The 26,288-nt window shown below is 66.4% G+C and carries 22 protein-coding genes and 1 pseudogene; 5 read left to right on the top strand and 18 right to left on the bottom strand.

Going from position 1 to position 26,288, the window contains the following annotated elements; translation table 11 throughout:
* The first annotated feature begins 94 nt into the window (after positions 1–94).
* Positions 95–1,482: pseudogene (locus BCL93_RS10105) on the top strand (PepSY-associated TM helix domain-containing protein).
* Positions 1,483–1,537: 55 nt separating this feature from the next.
* On the opposite strand, the gene zapE reads toward BCL93_RS10105, so the two are convergent.
* From zapE to BCL93_RS10075, 6 genes are all read right to left on the bottom strand, one after another.
* Positions 1,538–2,701, bottom strand: a complete 1,164-nt coding sequence (gene zapE / locus BCL93_RS10100; protein WP_258396331.1) for a cell division protein ZapE — start codon at positions 2,699–2,701, stop codon at positions 1,538–1,540.
* A 241-nt stretch (positions 2,702–2,942) separates the two neighbouring features.
* Positions 2,943–4,286, bottom strand: a complete 1,344-nt coding sequence (gene astB / locus BCL93_RS10095) for an N-succinylarginine dihydrolase (protein WP_112055151.1) — start codon at positions 4,284–4,286, stop codon at positions 2,943–2,945.
* Positions 4,283–5,752, bottom strand: a complete 1,470-nt coding sequence (gene astD / locus BCL93_RS10090) for a succinylglutamate-semialdehyde dehydrogenase (protein WP_112055150.1) — start codon at positions 5,750–5,752, stop codon at positions 4,283–4,285. The genes astB and astD overlap by 4 nt, the downstream gene beginning before the upstream one ends.
* Before the next feature lie 114 nt (positions 5,753–5,866).
* Positions 5,867–6,925 carry an arginine N-succinyltransferase gene (astA, locus tag BCL93_RS10085; RefSeq protein WP_112055149.1) on the bottom strand — a complete coding sequence of 353 codons (1,059 nt, stop codon included), beginning with the start codon at positions 6,923–6,925 and terminating at the stop codon, positions 5,867–5,869.
* On the bottom strand, positions 6,925–7,989 hold the full coding sequence (locus BCL93_RS10080; protein ID WP_112055148.1) for an arginine N-succinyltransferase: 1,065 nt from the start codon (positions 7,987–7,989) through the stop codon (positions 6,925–6,927). The genes astA and BCL93_RS10080 overlap by 1 nt, the downstream gene beginning before the upstream one ends.
* A 65-nt stretch (positions 7,990–8,054) precedes the next feature.
* Positions 8,055–9,269, bottom strand: a complete 1,215-nt coding sequence (locus BCL93_RS10075; protein ID WP_112055147.1) for an aspartate aminotransferase family protein — start codon at positions 9,267–9,269, stop codon at positions 8,055–8,057.
* Positions 9,270–9,528: 259 nt separating this feature from the next.
* On the opposite strand from BCL93_RS10075, the gene BCL93_RS10070 reads away from it, so the two are divergent.
* On the top strand, positions 9,529–10,323 hold the full coding sequence (locus BCL93_RS10070) for an SDR family NAD(P)-dependent oxidoreductase (protein WP_112055146.1): 795 nt from the start codon (positions 9,529–9,531) through the stop codon (positions 10,321–10,323).
* 158 nt (positions 10,324–10,481) lie between these two features.
* The gene (locus BCL93_RS10065) at positions 10,482–11,114 is read left to right on the top strand and encodes a class I SAM-dependent methyltransferase (protein WP_112055145.1); all 633 of its coding nucleotides are present in this window, start codon (positions 10,482–10,484) and stop codon (positions 11,112–11,114) included.
* Here the strand turns inward: BCL93_RS10065 and rluF are convergent.
* The 4 genes from rluF to fabV all read right to left on the bottom strand — a co-directional run bounded on the left by rluF (position 11,094) and on the right by fabV (position 15,104).
* Positions 11,094–12,257 carry a 23S rRNA pseudouridine(2604) synthase RluF gene (gene rluF / locus BCL93_RS10060; RefSeq protein WP_112055144.1) on the bottom strand — a complete coding sequence of 388 codons (1,164 nt, stop codon included), beginning with the start codon at positions 12,255–12,257 and terminating at the stop codon, positions 11,094–11,096. The two genes, BCL93_RS10065 and rluF, sit on opposite strands and share 21 nt — an antisense overlap.
* A 202-nt stretch (positions 12,258–12,459) precedes the next feature.
* A complete protein-coding gene (locus BCL93_RS10055; protein ID WP_181463077.1) occupies positions 12,460–13,434 on the bottom strand; it encodes a GlxA family transcriptional regulator in 975 nt (324 codons plus the stop codon).
* Positions 13,435–13,635: 201 nt separating this feature from the next.
* The gene (locus BCL93_RS10050; protein WP_112055143.1) at positions 13,636–13,839 is read right to left on the bottom strand and encodes a hypothetical protein; all 204 of its coding nucleotides are present in this window, start codon (positions 13,837–13,839) and stop codon (positions 13,636–13,638) included.
* 65 nt (positions 13,840–13,904) lie between these two features.
* Positions 13,905–15,104 (bottom strand): enoyl-ACP reductase FabV, encoded by a 1,200-nt coding sequence (gene fabV, locus BCL93_RS10045; protein ID WP_112055142.1) that lies wholly within the window; start codon positions 15,102–15,104, stop codon positions 13,905–13,907.
* 139 nt (positions 15,105–15,243) lie between these two features.
* Between fabV and BCL93_RS10040 the strand changes: the two genes are divergently transcribed.
* Positions 15,244–15,639, top strand: coding sequence for a DUF7079 family protein (locus tag BCL93_RS10040; protein ID WP_112055141.1), 396 nt, complete (start codon positions 15,244–15,246; stop codon positions 15,637–15,639).
* A 56-nt stretch (positions 15,640–15,695) separates the two neighbouring features.
* Here BCL93_RS10040 and BCL93_RS10035 read toward each other — a convergent pair whose 3' ends face one another.
* The 5 genes from BCL93_RS10035 to BCL93_RS10015 are packed head-to-tail and all read right to left on the bottom strand — an operon-like array spanning position 15,696 to position 21,220.
* The gene (locus BCL93_RS10035; protein WP_112055140.1) at positions 15,696–16,190 is read right to left on the bottom strand and encodes a glutathione peroxidase; all 495 of its coding nucleotides are present in this window, start codon (positions 16,188–16,190) and stop codon (positions 15,696–15,698) included.
* Between the two features lie 19 nt (positions 16,191–16,209).
* Positions 16,210–18,582 carry a transglutaminaseTgpA domain-containing protein gene (locus tag BCL93_RS10030; RefSeq protein WP_112055139.1) on the bottom strand — a complete coding sequence of 791 codons (2,373 nt, stop codon included), beginning with the start codon at positions 18,580–18,582 and terminating at the stop codon, positions 16,210–16,212.
* Positions 18,579–19,751, bottom strand: a complete 1,173-nt coding sequence (locus BCL93_RS10025; protein ID WP_112055138.1) for a DUF58 domain-containing protein — start codon at positions 19,749–19,751, stop codon at positions 18,579–18,581. Before BCL93_RS10025 ends, BCL93_RS10030 begins: the two co-directional genes overlap by 4 nt.
* A gap of 3 nt (positions 19,752–19,754) precedes the next feature.
* Entirely contained in the window at positions 19,755–20,684 is a 930-nt protein-coding gene (locus tag BCL93_RS10020) for an AAA family ATPase (protein WP_112055137.1), read from the bottom strand.
* Entirely contained in the window at positions 20,681–21,220 is a 540-nt protein-coding gene (locus BCL93_RS10015; RefSeq protein ID WP_112055136.1) for an NUDIX hydrolase, read from the bottom strand. Before BCL93_RS10015 ends, BCL93_RS10020 begins: the two co-directional genes overlap by 4 nt.
* A 163-nt stretch (positions 21,221–21,383) precedes the next feature.
* Between BCL93_RS10015 and BCL93_RS10010 the strand changes: the two genes are divergently transcribed.
* Positions 21,384–23,036, top strand: a complete 1,653-nt coding sequence (locus tag BCL93_RS10010; RefSeq protein WP_112055135.1) for an acyl-CoA dehydrogenase family protein — start codon at positions 21,384–21,386, stop codon at positions 23,034–23,036.
* Between the two features lie 74 nt (positions 23,037–23,110).
* Here the strand turns inward: BCL93_RS10010 and BCL93_RS10005 are convergent, their stop codons facing one another.
* The 3 genes from BCL93_RS10005 to BCL93_RS09995 form a co-directional block, all read right to left on the bottom strand.
* Positions 23,111–24,370 carry an EAL domain-containing response regulator gene (locus BCL93_RS10005; RefSeq protein ID WP_112055134.1) on the bottom strand — a complete coding sequence of 420 codons (1,260 nt, stop codon included), beginning with the start codon at positions 24,368–24,370 and terminating at the stop codon, positions 23,111–23,113.
* Between the two features lie 108 nt (positions 24,371–24,478).
* Positions 24,479–25,087, bottom strand: coding sequence for a LysE family translocator (locus tag BCL93_RS10000; RefSeq protein ID WP_112055133.1), 609 nt, complete (start codon positions 25,085–25,087; stop codon positions 24,479–24,481).
* 339 nt (positions 25,088–25,426) lie between these two features.
* The gene (locus BCL93_RS09995) at positions 25,427–26,251 is read right to left on the bottom strand and encodes a DODA-type extradiol aromatic ring-opening family dioxygenase (protein WP_112055132.1); all 825 of its coding nucleotides are present in this window, start codon (positions 26,249–26,251) and stop codon (positions 25,427–25,429) included.
* Positions 26,252–26,288 lie beyond the last annotated feature (37 nt).

Below are 26,288 nucleotides of genomic sequence, written 5' to 3'. Positions count from 1 at the left end.
CCCCTGACGGCAGGCGGCCATGGCCGCGCCTGCCGAACAGGCCTGTGCCCTGCACTGATCCGCAGGACATCGCTCCATACATCAGAGACGCCCGATGACCGAATCCGAGACGGCTTCCCCGCGCACCGCCAGCACCCTCAAGGCGCTGATCATCCGCCTACATGGTTATATCGGCCTAATGGTAGGCCCCTTCATCCTGTTCGCGGCGCTGACCGGCACCCTCTATGCCCTGACGCGGCGCTTGAGCAGGCGATCTATCATGTGGCCTTGACCACTGATCCCGCAGAAAGCGCGGGGGGCGCCTTACCAGCACCGCTTGCCCAGCAGATCGCCGCGGCCCAGGCCTATCTGGGGGATGACCGCACGCCCAGCGCCATCCGCCCGGCTCCCGAGCCCGGCACCACCACCCGCGTGATGTTCACGGACCCAAGCCTCGAGGGCGGCGAGCATCGCGCCATCTTCATCGATCCGATGAGCCTTGCGGTACGCGGTGACCTGACGGTTTACGGCACCAGCGGCGTGCTGCCGCTGCGGCGCTTCATCGACCAACTGCATCGCAACCTGATGCAGGGCGATATCGGCCGGCTCTACAGTGAGCTGGCAGCGTCCTGGCTGTGGCTCGCGGCCCTCGGCGGCCTGGCCATCTGGGCCTTCTCACCAACGCCCCAGGTCGATTCGCGCAAGCAGACCCGGACGGCCAAGCGCCTGCGCACTCGACGCCGCCACAGCCTGCTGGGCCTGGTGCTGCTGGTAGGGATGCTTGCCCTCTCCGCCACCGGCATGACCTGGTCGCAATGGGCAGGCGGCAACTTCTTCACCCTGCTCAAGGCCGGTGGCTGGGGCACCCCCAGGGTGTCGCTCGATCTCAGTACGCCCACCGCCGCAAATGCCCACGCGGAGCATCAGCCCTCGCACGCCCGGACGGCCCTTCTGAATACGGGCGATATCGACCGAGTGTTGGCCGTGGCCCGCCACGCGGGCCTGGATGCCGGCAAGATCGAGCTAAGGGTGCCCGGCCCTGATCAAGCGTGGAAGGTGCGCGAGATCGACCGCGGCTGGCCCTCACAGGTCGACGAGGTGGCCATCCACCCACACAGTTTTGAGGTGCTCGATCAGGTACGCTTTGGCGACTACTCGCTGCCGGCCAAGCTGACCCGCTGGGGCATCGATGCCCACATGGGCGTGCTGTTCGGCCTGCCCAACCAACTAATGTTAGCCGGGCTCGGGATCGGCATCATCGTCATGGTGAGCTGGGGATACATGATGTGGTGGCGGCGCCGTCAGCCAAATACCGGGCAGGCCCTGTGGCCACTGCTGCGCCGCCTGCCGCCGGCCACGCTGCTCGCGCTTGGTGTTATCGCCCTGGGACTGGGGGTTGGCATGCCGGTGCTGGGAGTGAGCCTGCTGGTTCTGCTGGCCATCGACGGGCTGCGCGGTGACAAGCGCGCGGCGGCCAGCGAAGCAGCGAGCGGTTCTCGCTAGGCGAATCCCTCCTCGTCCTTATACGGCCGGTCATTCAGCACCGATCGGCCGCTGCCTAGGCACCGAAGCGGCGAAGCTGCATCTCCTGCAGACGACTCAGACTGCGCCGGAACGGAAAGGCCAGGTGCCCCTTGGAGTAAAGCGCCTCGAGGGGCACGCGGGCGGCGAGGTAGAGAGGAATGCCCCGGTCGTAGCACTCATCGACCAGGGCAATGAAGCGGCGCACGCCGTCGTCCTGGGGCGAGAGCGCGGGCAGCGTCCGGTCGCCTGCCACCACCCGCTCCACGCCGTCCTCGGTGCCGCGGGCGATGCGCGCGGCCTCGGGCTCGCCGCCCAGGCTCGGCACCTCATCCAGCAGGATGGACCGAAACCGGTCGCACAGGCCGATGAAATCCAGCGCCGACAACGGCTGCTCGCAGAGCATGGCGTAGCGACACCAGAGCACGTCCTCGCCTCGCTGATTCACGTCGATCTCACGGTGGCCAAGGGTGATGGGCTCGCGCGTGGTCGTTTGCCCTGCTGCCAATTCCTCGAAGACTGCCGGCAGCGGGCTCGGCGTGCCGGGCTCGACCACCCAATAGCGCTCATGCGCCTCGCCCGGATGCTGGCGATGGTCCTGGCCGCCGTCGAGGTGAATCACCTCAAGATGCCGCTCAAGGGCGGCGATGGCCGGCAGGAAGCGCTCGCGGTTGAAGCCGTCTGCGTAGAGCTGATCCGGCGCCTGATTGGAGGTGGTAACCAGCACCACGCCCTGCTCGAACAGCGCTATCAGCACACCGCCCAGCAGCATGGCATCGGCGATGTCGTTGACGTAGAGCTCATCCAGGCACAGCACCCGCACCTCACCCGCAAGCTCAGCCGCCAGCTGGCCCAGCGGGTCGGCGGTACCCATCAGCTGGAACTGGCGCCGGTGCACCCAGCGCATGAAGTGATGAAAATGCTGGCGGCGCGCCGGCACCTCAAGCGAGGCCACAAAACGATCCATCAGCCAGGTCTTGCCTCGCCCCACCGGCCCCCAGAGGTAGAGGCCCCTGGCGCGTTCTGCCCGTGGGGACGTTGTCCCTGCTCCTGATCCCTGGGAGTTCGCTCTGTGCAGCGCCGCGACGCAGGCGTCCAGCGCCTCGGCAGCCTGGCGCTGGGCAGCGTCCTCGACAAAGCCGTTCTCAAGGGCGTGCTCATAGGCTTCAAGCGGCGAGAAGGTCATCGGCAGGGCCTGCATCGTGAAAGGAAATCTGAAGAGGCGTTACTGTGCCAGCGTCGGGGCTCGGTAGAAAGTGCCAGCCTCGCGGCAAGGTAAAAAGCGGCACGGCAGAAGGTGCCGGCGTGGGGGCACTATAAAAAGCGCCAGCGTCGGAGCAGCAATCAAGGCTACCAGAATAAAAAATGCCCCCGCCAGCCAGGGAGGCCGACGGGGGCGACGCATTGCCATGCCTCAAAGGACAAGCCCTCGAGGCAGCGGCCTATCCCAACTGGAACGGATACACCGAGCCGATCTCCAGAAGCTGTGTCAGCTCATCCAGGGCGCTGAGGGTCTCGACGGCAAGCTTCGGGTCGGCCAGATCCTCTACCGCCAGACGGTCGCGGTAGTGGCGCTCGACCCAGGCGGTGAGGTCGCCGTAGAGGCCGTCGTTGAGCAGCACCCGGCCGGTCACGGCGGCCCGCTCGGCGTCGGACAGCGCCACGCGCAGGCGCAGGCAGGCGGGACCACCGCCGTTGCGCATGCTCTGCTTGACGTCCTTGACCAGCACCTCGTTGATCGGGTTTGGGCCTGCGATCAAGAGATCCTGGATGGTGCGCCAGACCGCCTCGTTCTCCTGGCACTCACCTGGCACCACCAGGGTCATCGAGCCATCCGGGTTGGCGAGCAGCTGCGAGTTGAACAGGTACGACCCCACGGCGTCCTCGAGGCTGACCGCCTCTTCCGGCACCCGCACCGGGATCAAGGGCGTAGCCATCTTGGTGCGCAGCTCGTCCAGCGTGCCTTCTTCGTCGCGGAAGGCCTTAGCGTGGTAGAGCAACACCGGGCCATTGCCCACCGCGATCACGTCGTTGTGGAAGACGCCTGCGTCGATAGCGCCCGGGTGCTGCTGGGCGAACACCGTCTGGGCATCCGTCAGGCCGTGCTGGCGAGCGACGGCCTGGCTGGCCTCCAGCGTCTGGCGGGCCGGATAGCGCTTGGGCTCGATGCCATCGCCGCCGAAGGCTTGGCGGCCGTAGACGAACAGGTGCACGCCGGGCTCTCCGTAGGCGCCACACAGGCGGGTGTGGTTAGCAGCGCCCTCATCAGAGAAGGCGGGCGTGGCCGGCAGCACCGGATGATGGGCGAAGTGGCCTTCGTCCCGGAACATCGCCGAAAGCACCCGCCCAGTGGTCTGCGGTTCCAGATAGCGGTGGAAGCTCGACTGCAGGTTGGCCGGGGTGAAGTGCACCCGGCCATCCGGGGCATCGACGCTCGGCGTCACGGTGCCGGCATTGGCGGTCCACATGCTGGAGGCCGAACACACCGCCCGCAGGATCTGCGGGGCTTCCTTGGCGGCGCGGGCGAGCACTTCGCCGTCGCTGCCGCTGAAGCCCAGCGCCCGCAGGGCGCCAAGATCCGGGCGCTGCTGGGGCGGCAGCACGCCCTGGGCATAGCCCGCGTCCATCAGCGACTTCATCTTGGCAAGGCCCTGCAGGGCGCCTTCCCGGGGGTTGGAAACCAGGCCACCGTGGCTCATCGACGCCACGTTACCGTGGGCCAGCCCCGAATAGTTGTGGGTCGGGCCCACCAAACCATCGAAGTTCACTTCCCGCACGTCACTCATAGCACCACCCCCGCCGGCAGCGTCTCGGGCAACACCAGGCTCTCGGCCTCCATGGAGGCGACCGGGTAGGCACAGTAGTCGGCCGCGTAATAGGCACTGGGGCGATGGTTGCCGCTGTCGCCCACCCCGCCGAAGGGTGCATCGCCGGAGGCGCCGGTGGTCTGGCGGTTCCAATTGACGATGCCGGCGCGGATGCGCAGCAGGAAGTCGTCCCAGTCGGCCCGCTCACCGCCGATCAGGCCTGCTGAGAGGCCGTAGCGGGTGTCGTTGGCAAGCGCGATCGCCTCGTCCCAGTCAGCGTAGCGATGCACCTTGAGCAGCGGGCCGAAATGCTCCTCGTCGGGCACCGCGATGCCGGTGACGTCGATCAGCGCCGGCGACAGCAGGCTGGTGTCGTCTTCCAGGCGGCGCATGCGCGCGAGCACGCTGCCGCCCATGGCTTCCAGGTCGTCCTGGGCCTTGAGCAAGCCGTCGGCGGCCTCGACACTGACCAGGCCACCGTAGAAGGGCGCGTCCTCGCTGAACTGACCGGCCACCCGCAGCTTGGAGATGGCCGTGACCAGCGACTCGATCAGACGATCGCCGACCGGACCCTCCGGCACGATCAGGCGGCGCGCGCAGGTGCAGCGCTGGCCGCCGGAGAGGAACGCCGACTGCAGGATGGCCAGCACCGCAGCGTTTTCATCCGGCACGTCCTTGACCACCAGCGGATTGTTGCCACCAAGCTCCAGCGCCAGGATCTTGTCGAGCTGGCCCGCGAACTGGCGCTGCAGGATGCCGCCGACCTTGGCGCTGCCGGTGAACAGCAGGCCGTCGATGCCGGGGTGGGCGGAGAGCGCCTGGCCGACCGGGGCGGCGCCCTGCACGAGATTGATCACGCCGTCGGGCAGGCCGGCCTCGCGCCAGCACTGCAGGGTCAGGTCGGCGGTCAGCGGAGTCTGCTCGCTGGGCTTGAAGACCACGCTGTTGCCGGCCAGCAGCGCCGGCACCATATGCCCGTTGGGCAGGTGGCCGGGGAAGTTGTAGGGGCCAAACACCGCCAGCACGCCGTGGGGGCGATGGCGCAGCACCGCGGTGGTGCCGTTAACATCCTTGCTGCGCTCGCCGGTGCGCTCGTGATAGGCGGCCACCGACAGCGCCACCTTGCCGATCATGGCGCCGACTTCAGTTCTGGCCTCCCAGAGCGGCTTGCCGGTTTCCTGGGCGATGGCGGTGGCAAGTTCTTCGCGGCGGCTGTCGAGTACGTCGCGGAAGCGCTCGATCAGCGCCTGGCGCTCGGCGAAGGGCGTGCGGGCCCAGGCCGGGAAGGCGGCGCGGGCGGCCTCGATGGCGGCGCCGACCTGGTCGGCGCTGGCACTGCCGGCCTGCCAGAGAGTGTCGTGTGACACTGGGTCGATTTTGACGAAGCCCTCGGCCTCGCCGTCGAGCCAGGTACCGCCGATCAGGAGTTGCTGCTTGGCGTGCATGAAGTCTCTCCCTCGGCGCGGCGGGGCCGCCGCGCTCGCGAAATGGGTGGCGGACCGGGGGGCGGTGCTGCCGTGACGCCCGGTCGCGAATTGTTATGGTGGATCGTCAGCGGCTCAGGTGCTGAGCACCCGCACGGTGTCGCCGGCGCCGACGCCAAGGCGACGGGCCTCGGTCTCGCTCAGGGTGATGACCTCGCCCTCGGGGCCACGGCCCACCCAGCAGGCGCAGAAGCCGACCATCGCAGTGGTCGACACCAGCCATTCCGGGCGCTCACCGCTCTCACCTTCATTCTTGCCCCCGGCCTCAGTGGCGAGCTCGGCGCTCACCTCAACCTGGCAGAGCGTCGAGTTGCGAACCGCGCGCACGTCGTCGATATAGGCCTCAACGGTGGGGCCGGCATCGAAGATGTCGATATAGCCTTCCCAGCGCAGCCCTTCCTTCTTGAGCATCTCGAGCGCCGGGCGGGTGTGCTCGTGGACCTCGCCGATGCAGGCCTGCGCTTCCTTCGAGAGGAAGGTGGTATAGATCGGGAACTTGGGCATCAGCTCGCCGATGAAGCTCTTCTGGCCAAGGCCGGTCAGGCGGTCGGCCTGATTGAAATTGAGCGGGAAGAAGTGGCTGCCCAGGTTCTCCCAGAAGGGGCTCACGCCCTCCTCGTTGAAGACGCCGCGCATCTCGGCCAGCACCTTGTCCGGGAAACGATCGCGGAACTGCGCCATAAACAGCCAGCGCGCCTTGGACAACAGGGCCCCGTTGCGTTCATGGCGACGATCCGCGCCGCGATACTCCGGGCGCAGGAACAGCGAGGCCACTTCGGCATCGCCGGTGTGATCTGAACTCAGGAACAGGGTGTCGATGGTGCGGTGCAAGTCGAGCTGCACCGAGGAGTGCGCCAGGGTGCCGAGCCGGTAGTGATAAAACGGCACCTCGCGCCCCACCTGGGCCTCGATGGCGCAGCAGCCGGCCAGCTCGCCGCTGTCCTCGTCTTCCAGCACGAAGAAGTACAGGCGGTCATCGACCGGAGTGCGTTCCTCGAAGGCGCGCGCCGCCGACTCGATCTTGCTGGCAAGAAACTCGCGATTATCGGGCAGCGAAGTGAAACCGACGCCGGTCTGTCGGGAGAGGGCCTGCAGGCCGTCCAGGTCGCCGCGGGCAATCGGACGAATGCGCATCACAGTTCTCCTTCGTCGAGGGCATCGATGGCGTCGGGCAGCGCAAGCGGCGCGGCCAGCACGGCGCGGCCCTCTTCGACGCCGAGGATCTCGGCGTGCTCGGGGGACAGCATCAGTTGGCCAGTGGGCGACAGGGCATAGCGGGCCACCACGCAGCGGAACTCGCCGAGCTTCTGGTTGGCGATCATCGCCGGCTCCGCATCGGGCAGCGACGACGCCGGGCGAATCCGCACCGGATGCCAGCTGGCGCGACGGAAGGTCTCCAGGCGGTCACGTTCGCCCTTGATCACCGGGCCGGCATCGAAGATGTCGACATGTCGGCTACGCACAAAGCCCTCGGCCAGCATCTCCTCGAGCGCCACCTCGTGATCCGGGTGCTCGCGACCGATAGCGGCCCGCGCCGGCGGCGTGAGCAGTGGCAGATAGAGCGGGAACTGCGGCATCACCTCGGCGATGAAGCTTTTCGAGCGCACTCCGGCGATGTGGTTGATCTCCTGATAGCCGCGCTGGAAGAAGTGCTCGCCGACGCTCGCCCAGAACGGTGACTCACCGGCCTCATCGAGAAAACCCGGGAAGGCCACCGCCAAGAGGTCGGCGAAGCGCTCCGGATACTGGGCGATGAACATCAGCCGCGCCCGACGCAGAAGGCTCTCGGCGCTGGTGCCCTTGTAGCGCGGGTCCAGCGACAGCGCGCAGAGCAGCGACGCCTCGGAGACCTCGTGGGACAGCGACAGGGTCTGCACCTCGCGGCGCACGTTGAGCTGCTGCGAGGCGTGGATCAGGGTTTCCTGGCGATAGGTGTAGTACGCGTCCACCGCCCCTGCCTGAGCGCGAATGGTGGCGGTACCCACCACCTCGCCGCGCTCCCGGTCCTCGAGCACGAAGGTGTAGTGCTCATCGCCGGGAAAGTCGACCGCGCGACCAAAGGAGCGCTGGGAGCGGGTGATCCGCTCTTCCAGACGATCGCGGTGAGCCGGCAGGTTGGTCAGGCGCGGCGTGGCGGTGCCGGCCAGGCGCTCAAGGGCCGGCAGATCCGCCGAGCGAGCAGGACGAACGACCAGCATGGGCTGTCCTCCATCGTGGCCATGAGTGGGGGCTGAACCTTGGGCTGAGGCCGTCATGGTCGCGCTCATGCCTGGGCGACGAGCTTGGCGATGGCCCGCTCGAGGCGCGCCATGCCCTCGCGGATGTCTTCCTCGGGGATCACCAGCGACGGCGCCATGCGCAGCACGTTGGGCCCGGCGATCAGCGCCATCAGGCCCTCTTCGATGGCCAGCGGCAGGATGTCCTTGGCGCGGCCCTCATAGGCCGGCGACATCTGGGCACCCATCAGCATGCCCATGCCGCGCACCTCCTGGAAGACACCATGCTTCTGGTTGATCTCCTCGAGCAGCTCGCGGAACAGCGCGTGGCGACGCTTGACGCCCTCGAGCACCTCGGGGGTGTCGATGAACTCGACCGCGGCCAGCGCCACGGCAGAGGCCAGGGCGTTGCCACCGTAGGTGGAGCCGTGGGTACCGATGCCCAGCGCCGGGGCGATGGCGTCGGTGGTCAGCATGGCGCCGACCGGGAAGCCGCCGCCCAGCGACTTGGCGCTGGTCAGAATGTCCGGGGTCACGCCGTACTCCATGTAGGCGTAAAGCGAGCCGCTGCGGCCGACGCCAGTCTGCACCTCGTCGAAGATCAGCAGCGCCTGGTGCTCGTCACACAGCGCCCGCACGCCCTCGAGGAATTCCTGGGTGGCCGGCACGATGCCGCCCTCGCCCTGCATCGGCTCGACCATCACCGCGCAGGTGTCGTCGCCCATCAGCTCGCGCACCGCCTCGAGGTCGTTGAACTCGGCGTGCAGGATGCCGCCCGGCACCGGCCCGAAGCCCTGGGAATACTTGGGCTGGCCGCCGACGCTGACGGTGAAGAAGGTGCGGCCGTGGAACGACTGGCGGAAGGAAATGATCTTGTCCTTGTGCTCGCCGTGCTCGTTATAGGCCCAGCGACGAGCCAGCTTAAGCGCCGCTTCATTGGCCTCGCCGCCGGAGGAACACAGGAACACCTTGTCGGCGAAGGTACGCTCGACAAGCGTCTTGGCGAGCTTCAGCGCCGGCTCGTTGGTGTAGACGTTGGCCAGGTGCCAGACTTTATCGGCCTGATCCTTGAGGGCATCGACCAGCACCGGATGGCAGTGGCCGAGGGCGTTGACGGCGATGCCGCCGGCGAAATCGATATACTCGCGGCCGTCCTGATCCCAAAGGCGACTCCCCTCGCCGCGCACCGGGATCACTTGCTGGGGCGCGTAGTTGGGCGCCATATAGCGGTCGAAGTCGCTGCGGGTCGGGGTATAGCTCATGGTCTGTTCCATCCTTTTGGGATCTGGGTATTGAAAGAGTATACGGGGGCGCCGTCACGCTCGGCTTTCAGCGATGGGACGGCGAATTATGAAAAGCGGCGGGCGGCCATCAGGCCATCGGCGTCGATAACCATCCTTGAAGACGGCCCTTGAAGAATCCGGCGAGCGCCCCATCTTTTTAGCAGGCTAAAGACATCTCCTGCCCCGCCAGGGCTTTTTGACGAGCCCACCAGGGCCTATTCCACAAGGAGTCTGCCACATGCATATCGATCTATCCGGCAAGCATGCCATCGTCACCGGTTCCACCGCCGGCATCGGCTATTCCATTGCCAGTGGGCTCGCCGAAGCCGGCGCCGAGGTGGTGATCACCGGGCGCACCCAGTCCCGCGTCGATGACGCCATCTCAAGCCTGAAGAAGGCGCTTCCTCAGGCGAGCATTACGGGGGTCGCCGCCGACCTGGGCACTGCTGAAGGCTGTCAGGCGCTGATCGCTGCAAAGCCTGAAACCGATATTCTGATCAACAACGTGGGCATCTTCGCCCCCCAAGACTTCTTCGAGACCGACGACGAGACCTGGCAGCAGTTCTTCGACGTCAACGTCATGAGCGCGGTGCGTCTGTCGCGCCACTACGCCAAGGGCATGCGCGAGCGCGACTGGGGGCGGATCCAGTTCCTGTCCAGCGAATCGGCGCTGAACATTCCCAGCGAAATGGTCCACTACGGCATGACCAAGAGCGCGGTGCAGTCGATCTCCCGCGGGCTTGCCAAGGTGCTCGCCGGTACCAACGTCACCGTCAACGCCATCCTGCCGGGGCCGACCCGTTCCGAAGGCGTGATCAAGATGCTCAAGCAGGCCGCCGATGAGGCGGGCATCTCCCAAGAAGAGATGGAAGCCCGCTTCGTGCAGGAGAACCGTCCCTCTTCGATCATTCAGCGCCTGGCAACGCCAGAGGAAGTCGCCAACATGAGCGTCTACGCGGCCTCGCCCCAAGCTAGCGCCACCACCGGCGCGGCGCTCAGGGTGGAAGGTGGCATCGTGGACACCATGGCCTAAGCGATCCCGGGGCGCAGCAGCTACAGCAGTCGGAAAGATCCGCCTTGCCATTGGTTGATGGCAAGGCCCGGGGCTCTTCTCAGCTTTGCGAGACTGGCGCATGATGCAGACATGCATGGAGCCAAAAGCGGCCAGGTGAGCCCAAGGGAGACATCGCGATGTTCAATACCACCGGCTGGAACCGACTGCGCTATACCCTCTACGCCCCGGTCTATGACCTGGTCGCCGAAGGCGCCTTTCGCCGCGCCCGCCGCCAGGCGCTGTCCGCCGTGGACTGGCAAACCGGCCAGCGAGTGCTTATCGTCGGCGCCGGCACCGGGCTCGACCTGCCTTGGCTGCCCCGCTGCATCGAGCTGCATGGCACCGATCTCTCCCCGGCCATGGTGCGCCGCTTTCAGGCACGCTCAGACCGCCTGGGCATCGATGCCAGCGCCCGGGTCATGGACGCCGAGCACCTCGACTACCCGGATGCTCACTTCGATGTGGTGGTGATGCACCTGATACTCGCGGTCATGCCGCAGCCACAGCAGGGCCTGCGTGAGGCCTACAGGGTGCTGGCCGATGACGGTCAGCTGTGCGTGCTGGACAAGTTCCAGCCCGATCACCGCCCGGCAGGCGCAGTAAGGCGGGCCTTGAACCTGGTGACCAGCGCCATCGCCACCGATATTACCCGCCAGGCCCAGCCACTGCTGGACGGCGCTGGATTCGTGATCGAGAACGACGAGCCGGTGATGATGGGCGAGCTGTTTCGCGCCCTGCTGGCGCGAAAGTCAGGAACGCCCGCGCGGTGAGCGCCTCGCGGGTCGGCCGCCGGCCTTGCTCGGGCCTTGCTTGCTGGATCCTGGCTTACTGAATCCTTTCTTGCTGCCTGTCCTGTTGTCTGCCTTGCTAGCCCCTGGCTTGCTGCCTGACTTGGTCGGCGATTTGCTATTGAATCCCGCCTTGCCTTGACCGCCCTTGCCTGCGGGCTTGCCGTCCCCCGGTTTGGCCGCCTGCTTGATCGCCCGCTTGGGCTTGGCGGCGGGCTTACCCTGCGCTGACTTATTCTGACCCGGCTTACTCTGGCCGGGCTTACGCTTCCCGGGCTCGGCGGTGCGCTTGGCGCCGGGCTTGGCCGCGGCCGATTTGCCGGAGCCTGGTTTACCAGCGCCTGTCTTCCCAGCCCCTTGCTTAGCGGGCTTGGCCTTGCGCTTGGGCAGCGAGGCATCTTCGGTCTTGCGCGAATCGCCGAGCATACCTTCAAGGGTGGCCATCTCATCATCGCTCAGCTCGCGCCACTGGCCGGACGACAGCCTGTCCAGATGAATATTCATCAGCCGCACACGCTTGAGGTAGGTGACCTCATAGCCCAGGTACTCGGTCATGCGACGGATCTGGCGGTTGAGGCCCTGCGTCAACACGATGGTGAAGCTGTTGGGTCCGGTCTGTCGGACCGGACAGGGCTGGGTCACGGTGCCGAGAATCGGAATGCCCGCGCCCATGCGCTCGATGAAGCTCTGATCGATCGGGCGATCGACCCGCACTAGGTATTCCTTCTCGTGGGCGTTACCGGCCCTCAGGATCTTGTTGACGATATCGCCATCGTTGGTCAGCAGAATCAGCCCCTGGGAGGGCTTGTCGAGCCGCCCGATGGGAAAGATCCGCTCGGGGTAGTTGATCGCATCGACGATGTTGGTGGGGTCGGCGGGATCGGTGGTACAGGTCACGCCGACCGGCTTGTTGTAAAGCAGGTAGACCGGCCGGGGCTTGGCCCGCAGCGGCTTGCCGCGCACCGTGACCCGGTCGGCGTCGGTCACCCGCATGCCCATCTCGGCGCGGCGACCGTTGACCTTGACCGCCCCTTCTTCGATCAGCCGGTCGGCCTCGCGACGCGACACGATGCCGGTTTCGCTGATGAACTTGTTGAGGCGGGTATCGCTTGCGTCGAGTGCCATGGGGGAAACCGTGGAGAGTCGAGGGCATGACACGGGCGTCGAGACAGGGCTCGATGGTCGCCGCATCCTGCGTGCATGAATGTCGGCCAATGGTAGCGTCCCGGGCCGCCCGCGCCCAGCGGCGGCGGCAGATGGCCGGCTTTCGGCTATACCGTTCAGGCGCTCTGCCCTGTCATCCTGCTCGGACACGCCGCCGCGGCCGTTACGCCAAGCGCTCTTCCCGGGGCGTCATGCCGAAGTGGTTACGATAGGCGGTGGAGAAGTGGGCGCCGGAAGAGAAGCCGGTCTGCAGGGCGATGTCGCCCACCGCGCGATCACTCTCGCGCAGCAGCTTGCGCGCCTCCTGCAGGCGCAGGTCCAGGTAGTAGCGGCTCGGTACCGCCTGCAGGTACTTCTTGAAGAGCCGCTCGAGCTGGCGCCGGGAGATACCCAGGTGCTCGGCCAGTTCGTGGGTGGTCAGCGGCTCCTCGATGTTGGCCTCCATCAGCGACACGGCGTCGATCAGGCTCTGCGGGGCATGACCAAGCCGGGAGCGCAGCGGCACGTGCTGAGGCTCGTCGGCCATGCGGATACGCTCACAGACGAAGTGTTCGGACACCTTCTCGGCCAGTCGCTGGCCGTGGTGCATGCCGATCAGGGTCATCACCATGTCCATGGCCGAGGTGCCGCCGCCGCAGGTCAGCCGGTCTCGATCGATCTCGAAGAGCTGCGGCGACAGATTGATGCCCGGATGTTCCTGCCCCACGGCATCGACCCGCTGCCAGGGCAGCGTCGCCCGGTAGCCATCCAGCACCCCCGCCCAGGCCAGTACCTCGGCGCCGCCGGCGATGCCGCCCAGTACCACGCCTCGCCCCGCCAGGCGCTTGAGCCAGTCGGCGAGGCTCGCCGGCAGCGCGGCGGCCAGCGGGCTCGGCGCGCAGACCAGCAGCACGTCGAGCTCCCGGTCGTCGTCGCCAGGCACCAGCGGCGGCGAAAGCGACAGCTCGGCGGCGCTGGTCACCGCCCGGGCATCGAGGCCGAAGGCCACCGGCGCATAGAGCCGCCGGCCGGCCAGTTGGCTGGCCACCGCCAGGGGTTCCAGGGCACAGGCCTGGGCCAGCAGCGAGAAACCGGTCAGCAGCAGCACCCCCACCTGACGCGGCGGCTGAGCCGAAGGATCAACAGAAAGGTCATGCATTGCGGATCGCCATCATCTATCCAGCGCGGGAAGCACATCATAGGGCATCGCCGTCCCGCCGACAGCTCGGCGGAGCGAGGATGAAACTAGCGGTGCCAGCATGAAAAAACGCCCGAGCGAGGACGGGCGTTACGAGAACGACGGCCGCCGCGAGGCGGCCGTGCGAACAGACATGTCACCGACGGGTGGCGTGGGCGCCACTCAGGCTTTCAGCAGTACGAAGGCCACGCCCGCGACCAACACCAGGACCACCACGATCGGCAGCACCCAGTGCAGGCCATGAGCCGGCTCCAGCGCCTCGGGCTGACTTGCGTCGGGCTCCGGATGCTTGAAGTCCTCGGGCTGGCTGACCTCCTTGAGATGCTCAAGCTCTTCCTCGGAACTCTGACTGGTTCGTGTGTCCATCACGCACCTCCGCGATCGCTGATTCGTTGGCATCAGAGACCGTCAGGCTGTGCGCCAAAGGCCTCTTACAGTGTTACGACATCAAAATCGGCGACAGTATCCACATCGGCCTCGTAATCGACATCGTCACGCTCGAAGCCAAACAGCTTGAGGAACTCGTGCTTGTAGCCGGCGTAGTCGGTGATGTCGAACAGGTTCTCGGTGGTGACCTGCGGCCACAGCTCCTGGCAAGCCTTCTGGACATCATCACGCAGCTCCCAGTCGTCCAGGCGCAGGCGTCCGGCTTCGTCGGTGGCCGCTGGCGCACCCGAGTAGAGCGCCTCGCCGTAGAGACGGTTGAGCTGCTCAATGGTGCCCTCGTGCAGGCCCTGCTCCTTCATCACCTTGTAGACCATGGCGATGTAGAGCGGCATGACCGGAATGGCGGCGCTGGCCTGAGTGACCACCGACTTGAGCACCGCCACGTTGGCGCCGCCGTCGGTCGCCTTGAGCTTGGCGTCGATGGCGTGAGCGGCGCGGTCCAGGTCTTCCTTGGCCTTGCCCAGCGCGCCGTGCCAGTAGATCGGCCAGGTGATCTCGGTGCCGATATAGCTGAAGGCCACGCTCTTGGCGCCCGGGGCCAGCACACCCGCCTCGTCGAGGGCGTTCATCCACAGCTCCCAGTCCTCACCGCCCATCACGGTGATGGTGTCCTGGATTTCCTGCTCGGTGGCCGGCTCGACCTCGGCCTCGATGATGGCGTCCTTGTTGGTGTCGATCGCGGTGGCACGATAAGTATCGCCGATCGGTTTGAGCACCGAGCGCTTCATCTCACCGCTGTCCGGCAATTTACGCACCGGGGATGCCAGCGAGTAGACCACCAGATCGACCTGCCCCATATCCTCCTTGATCAGCTCGATGGCCTTCTCGCGGGCTTCATGAGAGAAGGCATCGCCGTTGATCGACTTGCTGTACAGGCCCTCGGCCTTGGCAAACTTGTCGAAGGCCGCCGAGTTGTACCAGCCGGCGGTGCCGGTCTTCTTCTCGGTACCGGGCTTCTCGAAGAACACGCCCAGGGTGTCGGCGCCGTAGCCAAAGGCCGAGGTGATACGTGCCGCCAGGCCATAGCCACTGGAGGCCCCGATCACCAACACCTTCTTGGGTCCGCTCGCCTTGTCAAGACCACGCGCCTTGGTGGCTTCGATCTGCTCGAGGACGTTCTTCTCGCAGCCGACGGGGTGAGTGGTGGTGCAGATGAAACCGCGAACCTTGGGTTTGATGATCACAGGCAACCTCGACAGTCGGTGATAAAGTGCAAGCAAAATGACAGTGGTGCATATTCTAGCGACTTGGCGCGCGAGTGTCCGCCCCTTGAGTCGGCTGCGCCCATCACCGAAGATGCTCTCCTCAACCGAGAGGATAACCATGGACACCCAAACCCTGGTCGACCTGCGTGCCGAACTCTGGCTCGCCCTGGCCCCGCTGTGGCTCGAACGCGAGCCCCGCGAGAGCGACTACGCGCGCATGGTCGAGGAGATCGAGCGCCACGATCTGACGCTCAAGGAGCTGGAGTGGATCTTTCGCCTGGAACTGGCGCCGGTCCTGGCGCGCCACCAGCTATCGGTAGCCGGAGAGTGGCGACGCTTCGATGACCGTAAGCTGGTAGGCCAGCTGGTCGCGCACTACAAGCGGCTCTCCGGCTGGCGCAAGAAGATGTGGATGCTGTTCTCGGGACTGACCACCATGATGACCCGCCATCGCTGGAACGAGCTGATGATGCGGGTGATGGTGGCGCGCGGGGAAACACCCGACTCGCGCTGACCCGCCCCAGCGGCGCAGCTTCGGGCTAAAAAGACGCCTCGGGCTAAAAAGGTGCCTCAGGCAGAAAAAGGCGCATCCAGCGCCGCTTCCAGCGCCACGCGGATCTCCCGCGCGCCGTCCCGGGGGCCGAAGCGGCAAAGCACCTGGCCCTCTCGACCCACCAGGAACTTGGTGAAGTTCCACTTGATCATCTTGGTGCCCAGCAGCCCCGGCGCCTGGCGGCGCAGCTCAATGAACAGCGGATGGGCGCCAGCGCCGTTGACCTTGACCTTCTCGAGCAGCGGGAAGGTCACCCCGAATTCCTGCTCGCCGAAAGTGCAGAAGGCGCCTGCCGATTCCGGCGACTGATGGGCAAACTGGTTGCAGGGAAAGCCGAGCACCGTAAAGCCCCGGTCGCGATAGCGCCGATAGAGACTTTCGAGCTCCTTGAGCTGGGGAGTAAAACCGCAGCGGCTGGCGACGTTGACTACCAGCAGTACCTGCCCGCGCAGGGCCAGCAGGTTGAAGGGGTCGCCCGCGGCAGTCTGACAGTCTATGTCGTGGATATGCATGGCGAGCACCGGTCCGGCTTTAGCGTCCAAGATGCCATGTCTGTCGCCAACGCGCCAGCCTGCCGGCATCTCCCGAGCGACATCGGCTCACACGGCGAAAAACGCCTCGCCAGTGTCGGCGCCGCGCATGGAAGTACTGCCGCCAGCGGCGTCGCTCGCTTTCGTCGAGAGGCGCGTAATAGAGCCGCTCGATGGCCTCGGCCAGGGCTTGGCTGGCCGCCGCGAGGTCTCGCTGATGCTTCAGCACATCAGGCACCCGCCCGCCGGCCAAGCCCGGCTCATCACATGACGACCCTCCGCATGGCCACGCTGCCGCCAGGCGACGCAAGTGCGCCGATGGCGATTCCCCGGGCCGTGCCGGATAGCCATGACGCGCAAGCCAGGCCGCGTCGGCAAGCAGCAGTTCGCGTAGCGTCGACGGTCGGCGCCAGCGTCGGACTCCCTCCTTCAGGCCGAAGCCGAACAGCGCCGCGAGCATCAGCACGCCCAGTATCTCAGCGCCCATGCGCAGGGCACCGAAGCCGCCGTTCGACATCAGTGACAACGCACGCTCCTTGAGCGTATTGAGCGCCTGCCAAGGTGTCTCCAGCACCTGCAGCAAGCGCGTCAGCAGTGCCTCACGATCACGACTCTCATAGCCCACGACCTGTCGCTGCCAGCGATACTCGAGCCGCTCCCAGGCAAGCCTTGCACGGTTCAGCCAGGCGACATCGCGAAAGCGCAGCGGCGACAGGCCGGCATCGGCCAGGAAGGCCTCGCTCCCGGCCGTCAGGGCGGCGGTGCCTTGCTCGATGCGCTCGGGCGCGATCACCGATGTGGGATCCAGCCGATGCCAGGCCCCGTCGCGCCAGACCTCGACCCAGGCGTGGGCGTCGTAATCACGCACCGTCAGGTGGCCATCCGGGTGGCGCTCGCCGCCCTGAAAGCCGGCCACCACTCGCGCCGGGATGCCCACCGCCCGCGCCAGCACGGCGGTAGCCGAGGCGTAATGAGAGCAGTAGCCGGCCTGGCTATCGAACAGGAAGGCATCGACGCGGTGCTCACCCGTGAGCCGCGGCGGCTCCAGGGTATAGCGATATGGCGCCTCGCCGAAGCGCGCCATCACGGCGGCCAGATAGGCCTGCGGATCGCCCTCGGCGCCCCGCCACAGCCGCTTGGCCAGCGCCAGGGTGCGAGGGTTGCGCCCTCGGGGCAGCAGCGTATGCCAGGCACGTCCCGCCGGGTCTGAGAAGGCCGGCGCCTGGCCGCTGCTTTCGAGGGTGACCAGGCCGCGTGAGGAAAGCGCCGTCAGCCCCTCGAGGGTGCCATCGCCGAGAAAGCGCTGTCGTTCCGGGCTTGCAAGCGGCGTTCCCAGCGCTGGACGCCAGGGGCGGCTGTCCGGCTCCAGCAGGAATTCCGTGCGATAGTGTGGCGAGCGCGGAATGTCGCCTGAGCTCGCTCCTGAGTTCGAGCCTGAGTTCGAACTGGTGTTCGAGCGGGAACTGGATACGTCGCCGGATAGGCCAGAGGCCGCCCTCGTGGCCGTATCTGCCGCAAAGGGATTGCGCCGCGAGGTCCTGGCGAAGTCGCTGAGCGGTCGCTCGAGGGTCGTCGCCAGTGCCTCCGGCGTCTCCCGCGACCAGCGCTCACCGTCGAAGTGCGTCAGGGTATAGACCCGCCAGTAGCGCTTGGCTGGCGGCGGCACCGGGCCCTCGAAGCTGACACGAAAGGCCCTCGCATCGCTTCGTGACAGCCTCGCAATCTCGCCGGGCGCCATGCTGTCGGTGAGCCCCGTCGAGGCACGCTCAAGTGTCGGCAGACTCCATAGCGGCCCGAACCGCGGCATGACAATAAACAGCGCCACCATCAGCGGCGCCGACAGGCCCACCAGCCAGGCGGTCTCACGCCAGGCGACGCGATTGGCGTGGGCCTGCGAACCTCCCGACAGCGCGACCAGCGATTGCACCAGCCAGGTCGCCGCCACCACCGCGCCCAGCGCCATCACGATGCTCTGGTCATGCAGGAAGCTCGCCGCCAGGGCCACGAAGCCGATACCGACCACCACCCGCGCGTCGCGCCGGGTGCGAGCCTCCAGAAGCTTCAGCAGGTAGATGCCGATCAGCATCCCGAGCAGCGCCTCGAGATCGCCAAAGCCACCGTATTGGACCCACAGCGCACCCAGCAGCGCCGCAATCGAGACCAGGCGCAGGGCCACGCCGGCCCGGGGCGCACGTTTAATGAGCTGGCGATGACGACGCCAAGCCACCAGCGCGGCCACCGCCAGCAGCCACAGCGGCATGAACGCCAGATGCATGCCAAGCACCAGACACTGACCGATGAACAGCCGACGCAGCATGGCCGCAGAGAGGCTCTCACCGTCGGCCAGCAGGACAGGCGCGGAAAACTCGCTCATGCGCCCACCTCGCGTGCCTCGCCACCCGGTGCACCCGCGTCAGGCGCAGCGGGCGAGTCATTGTCGCGGAAAGCGTCTTCTAAAGCGCCATGGACAGGGCCTTCTAACGCGGCGTTTTCCAGAGAAAAGCGCGCCAGGGCGGTAAGCGCGCGGCGCCGCTGAACGGAACCGCTGGCGGGCGGCAGCGTGAGGCCGGGCAGGCGCAGGCCGAAGGACTCGCCGCGGCGGTGATAGGCGCTCACCTGATAGCAGAGCCACGACAAACGCGTTTCCACATCGCCCATCACCGCAGCGTAGTCGAGCCAGGTAGGCGCCGCGGGGGGCTCGCTGAAGTGCTTGGTGGCGAGCACCCCGGTGCGGCTCCACTGCTTCCAGGCAAGCCGCGAAGGGGCATCCCCTGGCACGTAGCGCCGAAGCCCGGCGAAGTCCTGCGCCTCACGCGGCGTTTTCGGCGCTGCCGATTGGGGCGCCGGCTCATCCAGCGAACGGGGCTCGGGAATGGCGGCATCGGTACTCGACCAGGGCGTCGGATAGACCAGCAGCGTCTCGGCACTATCGACCCAGGCCAGCGCCCTCACCAACCCCAGCGGCCAGTCGCTTTCCAGACGCAGTCGCGGCAGTGGCTGATCGCCCCGCACAGTGACCGGCCAGCCAAGCGTCAGGCTGGCCTCGCCACCGACGAGATCGACCACCTCGCGGTGACCTTCAGGGTGTCGCCCGACGCGGCGACCTGCACTGCGGCCTGCCCGTCGACCTGCCCTGCGACCGAGCCGCCGCCCGAGGCACACCGCCAGCGCCTGGCGATCCCGGGAGGCAGCGAGCCGCACCCGAAGCCGCGCCTCGCCGCCGGCGAAGGCCTCGCCCTCGGGGGTGATCGTCAGACGCACGCCCAGCAGGTTGCGCCAGCCGCGAAACAGCGCCACCAGGGCAATGGCGAGCAGCCAAAAGGACAGGCCATAGGCCAGATTGTTCTGATAGTTGGTGCCGAACAGGAAAAGGATCAGTATCAGGCCCGCCCAGGCCAGGCCGAAGCCAGTCGGCACCACGAACAGCCGATGTTGGGAAAGCGGCGCATCGGCTGGGGTTGAACGCCGGGTCCAGCTCCAGTGACGCAGCCGCGCCCAGCCACGAGTCAGCGGCCCAGCCAAGGGGGCGCCCCGCTTTTTCATCGGCTAGCCCAGCACCGGCACGGCGGCAAGCAGGTCGCGTGCCACCCTCTCGTCGGCATCGCGACTGCCGTTGCTAAGCCGGTGGGCGACAACGGGCACCCACACCGCCTGAATATCCTCGGGCAAGACATGATCCCGACCCTCGAGCAGCGCCCAGCCCCGGCTGGCCTGTAGCAGCGCCAGCACGCCGCGGGTGGAGAGCCCCCAGGGCAGGTCGCGATGACTGCGGCTGGCCGCCGCCAGCGCCTGCACGTAGTCGAGCAATGGCTCGGCGACATGCAGGCCTGCCAGGCGTGCCTGCATGTCTTGCAGGGTAGCCGCATCGAGCAGCACCGGCAGCTCATCGAGGCGCGAGCGCCCGGCTTCGCCGCGCAGAATCTCGCGTTCGGCCTGGCGCTCGGGGTAGCCAAGCGACAGGCGCATCAGGAAGCGGTCGAGCTGGGACTCGGGTAGCGGAAAGGTACCGGCCTGATCCTGTGGATTCTGGGTGGCAATCACGAAGAACGGATCCGGCAGCGCCCGGGTCTCGCCCTCGACGGTCACCTGTCCTTCCTCCATCGCCTCGAGCAGCGCGCTCTGGGTCTTGGGCGTGGCGCGGTTCACCTCGTCGGCTAGCACCAGGCCATGAAAGACCGGGCCAGGATGAAAATGAAAGCGCCCCTGCCCCGGGTCAAACACCGAGACGCCGAGCACGTCGGCGGGCAGCAGGTCGCTGGTGAACTGCAGCCGCTGCATGTCGAGCCCGGTGACCCTGGCCAGCGCCTGGGCCAGCGTGGTCTTACCCAGCCCCGGCAGATCCTCGATCAGCAGATGGCCGCGACACAGCAGGCAGCACAGCGCAAGCCGCACCTCGCGCGGCTTGCCGCGCACCACCGTCGACAGCGCCGCAATGACCTCATTGAAGCTTGCTTGGCGCTGCGAGAGCTGGTTCATGCCACCTCCTTGAGCCAGCCACCCGCATATAGCATGCCCAGCGCGCAGCGGGTATCCGGCGTGGCGGTGTCGAGGGCCAGTGCCTTCCTGAGCGGCATCCAGCGCACCGAATCGACCTCTTCGGGCTGCAGGCAAAGCGGCCCATCGTAATCAACCAGATAGACGCTGCCGTAGATATGATTGCCGCCTTCTGAATAGCGAAACCCGCCACAGGCGCGTAGCGGCTGGCCGCGAATGCCGAGCTCTTCGGCAAGTTCGCGGCGGGCGGCCAGGTGTACCGCTTCGCCGGCGCCGACTACCCCGCCTGCGGCCAGATCATCACCGCCGGGGAAAACTTCCTTGATCAGGGTGCGACGCTGCACGCAGATCTCTCCCCTTGAGTTGCGCACCACGATGTAGGTGGCCCGGTGCCAGAAGTGGAAGCGGCGCATCAGCGCCCGGGGTGCACTGCCGCAGGGGCGATTGCGGGCATCGACCAACTGAATGTGTTCTTCGGCGATCACCGGCGTCGGCAGCGTGGAATCATCGGCGGTCATCGGACTCTCCCTATCGGATCAGCCTTTTAGCCTAACCAGTCCACCGGGTCGGGGCCAGCCTCAAGGCGTTTGACCGATTACCGGGCGCTGACCATGCTCAAAGGACTCATGCCTTGAGACCGGTCATAAGCGCCTGCCTCGAGACACCGCCTGGAGCCCCGCCATGGCCGATAGCGCCCCCCGCGAACACCTCGCCACCCATGAGGTCATCAACCAGCCGCCGCCGCCCGAAGACGAGGACTGGCTGGCCGACGACACCCCGCTGCGCGAGGCGCTGGCGCGTGAAGCCCCCACCTGGGTCGCCGGTCGCCTCGCCGCGCTCGGCCGGGCGGTAGGCAGCCGGCGGCTGCAGGCGCTGGGCGAGGCCGCCAACCAGCACCCGCCGCGCCTGCGGCTCTTCGATCGGCATGGACGTCGTCTGGACGAGGTCGAGTACCACCCCGCCTACCATGAGCTGATGCACGAAGCCTTCGACCACGGCTGGCATGCAGTGGCCTGGCAGGAAGAAGGCCGCGGCGGCCATCAGGCGCATGTTGCCGCGCTCTATTTGATGACCCAGGCGGAACCCGGCGTCTGCTGCCCGCTGACCATGACCCATGCCGCCATGCCGGTGCTGGCTCAGGACGATTGGATGCTGGACAACTGGGGCTCGCGGCTGCTGACCTGGGACTATGACCCGCGAGCGCTGCCACTCAATGACAAGGCAGCGGTGACGCTGGGCATGGCGATGACCGAAAAACAGGGCGGCAGCGACGTGCGGGCCAACACCACCCGCGCCAAGGCCGACAACGACGGCAACTGGCTGACCGGCCACAAGTGGTTCTGCAGCGCGCCGATGTCGGATGCCTTCCTGACCCTGGCTCAGACGCCAGACGGTCTCAGTTGCTTCCTGGTGCCGCGCTTCCAGCCCGACGGCAGCCGCAATCCCATCGAGATTCAGCGTCTCAAGGACAAGTGCGGCAATCGCGCCAACGCCTCCGCCGAGATCGAGTACCGTCACGCCTGGGCGCAGCCCATCGGCTCGCCGGGCCGCGGCATCGCCACCATCCTCGAGATGGTCCAGCAGACCCGACTCGACGCTGCCGTGGCCCCGGTGGGCATGATGCGACAGGCCCTGCGCGAAGCATGGCGCTTCGCACGCCATCGCCACGCCTTTGGCCGGCCGCTCGCCGAGCAGCCGCTGATGCGGATGGTGATCGCCGACCTGGCGCTAGAAGTCGAGGCCGGCGTGACGCTGAGTCTGCGCGCCGCCCGCGCCTTCGATGGTGAAGCCAGCGGCAGCGACCACGAGCGAGCCCTGGCACGCTTGCTGCCGACGCTTGCCAAGTACTGGCACAACAAACGCGGGCCCGGCTTCATGGCCGAGGCCATGGAATGCCTGGGCGGCATCGGCTACGTGGAGGAAACGCCGCTGGCCCGGCTATACCGAGAGGCGCCGGTGAACTCGATCTGGGAGGGGTCGGGCAACGTCATTTGCCTGGATGTGCTGCGTGTGATGGCGCGCCATCCGGAGAGCATCCAGGCGCTGGTGAACGAGCTCAGGGCGGCGCGCGGTCAGCAGGCCGACTTCGACCGTGCCCTGGTCGAGCTCGACGAGGCGCTGACGCAGCCCAGCGAGACCCTGACCCTGCGCGCACGCTGGCTGGCCCAGCGCATGGCCCAGGCCCTGCAGGCCGCTCTGCTGCTGCGCTTCGCCCCGGCGGCAGTGGCCGATACCTTCTGCCGAACGCGGCTCGGCGAGGCGCCGAGCCCGGCTTATGGTGTACTTCCCGTGGATGCCCCCTTGGCCGCGATCCTCGAGCGAATCACGCCCTGAGCGCCACGGAGGAAGCGTCCGCTGCCGCCAAGACAAGTACACCACGCGTGGCCAGAAAAGCAGCAGTGCCTCGATCAGGGCGCGCTACTGGCGGGCTTGGCGTTGCGTGGCATCCAGAACTGATAGGTCTGGGGCGTGGCGGGATCGGACGCCGCGGGCTGACAGCTGCCCAGACTCGCGATCAGCGCCAGCAGACCCTCGACCGGCATGGGTCTCGCCAGCGCATAGCCCTGAGCATGGGTGCAGCCAAAACGTGCCAACTGCGCCAGGCTCTCCAGCGTCTCAACGCCCTCGGCCACCACCCGGATGCCGAGGCGCTGACCGAGCAATGCCACGGCTTCGACGATAGCCGCATCCTCGGAGTTGTCGTGGAGGTGGCGAACGAAATTTCGGTCGATCTTCACTTCACTGATCGGCAACAGCTGCAGACGTGCCAGAGACGAAAAGCCAATCCCGAAGTCGTCAACCGACAGCTCCATGCCAAGCAGATGCAGCCGTGCCGCCACCTCGCTGCTTAACAGCTCATCATGCATGGCATCGTTTTCGGTGATTTCCAGCACCAGCGACAGCCGACACCCCAGCGACTGCTGCAGTTCGTCCATCAGCGGGACCAGCTCATCGTGAAGCAGTTCATTGGGAGAAATGTTGATCGACACCGACAGCTGCTGGTCTGACACCCGCCAGAGCTGAGAGTCACGAGCCACCTGCGCCACGATCTGGCGCGTCATCAGCCGCGTCTGCTCCTGGGTCATCAGCTTCAGGAAGTGGCTCGGCCAGATCAGCCCACACTCGGGATGCTGCCAGCGCACCAGCGCCTCGACACCGCTGAGGGTCTGGGAAGTCAAATCAAACTGGGGCTGGTAATGAACCACCAGCTCCTGCTCTTTCAGGGCGCGAACGATCTCCTCGCGGCCCCATTCTTTACCGTGCTTGCCGGCGGCTTCGCTCTGGGACGGCATCCGCAGTCCATCGAGGCTGTCGTGCAGGGCATTCAGTTCATACGGCTTGCTCAGCGAATCCAGCATGTTCAGGCCAAGGGTATGACCCATCCGTTCGGCGATCCGCATTACCTTGGGGTCCACGGCGCTGAGCAGCATCACCGAGCCTCGATAGCCGACGTCCGCCAGATAGCGCAGGGTGTCGATTCCCTCGACCCCGTCGATTTCCAGATCGAGGATCACTAGCCGAGGTCTAAGGTGAGTAAGGCAAGCTTGTAGGTCAGTAGGCTGGTGGTGAGTGTCGAGCCCCAGAGTGCGAAATAGTTGAGTCAGGTCGGCCAAAACACCTGGATCCTTGTCGACGACGACGGCCAGTGGCGCAGTATCCAGAAGCATGAGAGCTCTCACACAATTAAGTTGTCGCTAGGCCAGAGGGAGCCTGGCCCCTCACTTATACACCCAACTGATACGACCAACTAAGCGATTAGCGTATAAATGACTGCGCTATCCGATGAGTACCCGTACGGCCAACCCCAGCAGGATCACCCCGGTAAGACGATTGAGCCAGTGAGCCCGGGCCTGAAGCCATGGCAGCACTGCAGAATGCGATAGCGCAACGGCCACCAGCACGTACCAGCCACCGTCGATGATCATCGCTGTAGCGACGATCAAGGCCTTGGCCGACGCGCTCATATCAGGGCTGACGAACTGACTGAGCAGCGCGACGAAGAACAGAATCAGCTTGGGGTTGCCAAGCGCCACCAGCACTCCGTCTCGGGCGGCCTGCGCCCGGGTCGTGGCCACACCACTGGCCTGCAGTGCTGATGCCTGGCCGGCCCGCAGCGCCTTCACCCCAAGCCAGGCGAGATAGGCTGCGCCGGCCCAGGTGATGACCTGGAACAGCTGCGTATGGCGGGCGATCACTGCACCCAGCCCCCAGACGGTCAACAGCGCATAGAGCCCCACGCCCAGCGCATGCGCAAGCGCCGCGGCCACGCCGGGCAGACGACCCCCGCCCAGGGTATGGCGCAACACCAGCGCGAGGCTCGGCCCGGGCGACATGGCCCCCATCGCGCAGACTGCCGCAAGCGACAGCCACAGGGTCAACGGCATGAACATCTCCTTATTTCATGGCTGGCAGCAAATCCTTGCCGGCCGCCCTCCTTGGCAACGCCTTATCCAGGCAAACTTGCCCCCGGCCATAGCTGGATGGATAACCGAGGACGCGATAGAAGGGCACTATATTAGGCGCCGGCCGTGCCCCGGCCAAGCCGACCTTCGATGCAGCATTCGCGGCTCCTTTTGCCTCGTTCTTCCACTGCGTTCTTTCGCCTCATTCTTTCACCCTCGGGTATTTCCCGGAGCACTTCCGGCTGCACGTCCGGCTTTATCCTCTATCAGACCTCTACCATCTCTCTACCGGCCCTCGATCTCTGCCTACACGTGCACCGGTCAGGGTGCACCGAACACGAAGGCCGACTGTACGCTGCCCATCACCTCGTCCTCGAAGACCTTCTTACCGGGGGCGTCACCGCCGGCACCAGCCACCACAAACAGCGGCAGCAGGTGCTCCTCTTCCGGGTGGGATGCCCGGGCGCCGGGTGCTGACGTCCAGTCCTGCAAACGTGACGAGCGGGCCGCGCCGGGGAGCGCTACGGTCTCGCCGAGCCAGGTATCAAAGGCGCGGGAGTCCGGATCGACAGCCGCACCGCCACGCCTCAAGCGCGCCATATTGTGATAACTCATACCGCTGCCGATGATCAGCACACCCTGCTCGCGAAGCGGGGCCAGGGCGCGCCCCAGGGCCAGATGCTCGGCGGGGTCGAGCCCCTCTTTCAGCGACAGCTGCACCACCGGCACCTCGGCCTCGGGGAAGACCAGCTTGAGCGGAATGAAGACGCCATGATCGAGCCCGCGCTGATGCTCTTGGCCAGAGGAAAGGCCTGCCTCGGTCAGCCGCTCGCGCACCGCCGCAGCAAGTTCAGGATCCCCAGCCGCCGGCCAGCTCAGCCGATAGGTGTGATCGGGAAAGCCGTAGTAGTCGTAGTAAAGCGATGGTGACGCCTGGGCATTGACGGTGAAGGTTTCAGCCTGCCAGTGCGCGGAGATGACCAAGATCGCTCGTGGCTTCACCTGCAGCGCCTCGGTTAAACCGCTCAACCAGGCGGCCATGCGATCCCAGAGCCCGGCCGGCTGCCAGTCCATGAAAAAGCAGGGCCCGGCGCCATGGGGCAGAAACACTGCTGGCAAGGAAGTGGAAGAAGCAGAAAGGGTCATGGTCAAACCTCCGTGACTCGAGGGAGGAAACATCGCC

Source organism: Onishia taeanensis (genome assembly GCF_003268885.1).
GTDB lineage: Bacteria > Pseudomonadota > Gammaproteobacteria > Pseudomonadales > Halomonadaceae > Onishia > Onishia taeanensis_A.
The sequence above is the reverse complement of the archived record's forward strand: the minus strand, read 5'-3'. Positions and strand labels throughout refer to the sequence as shown.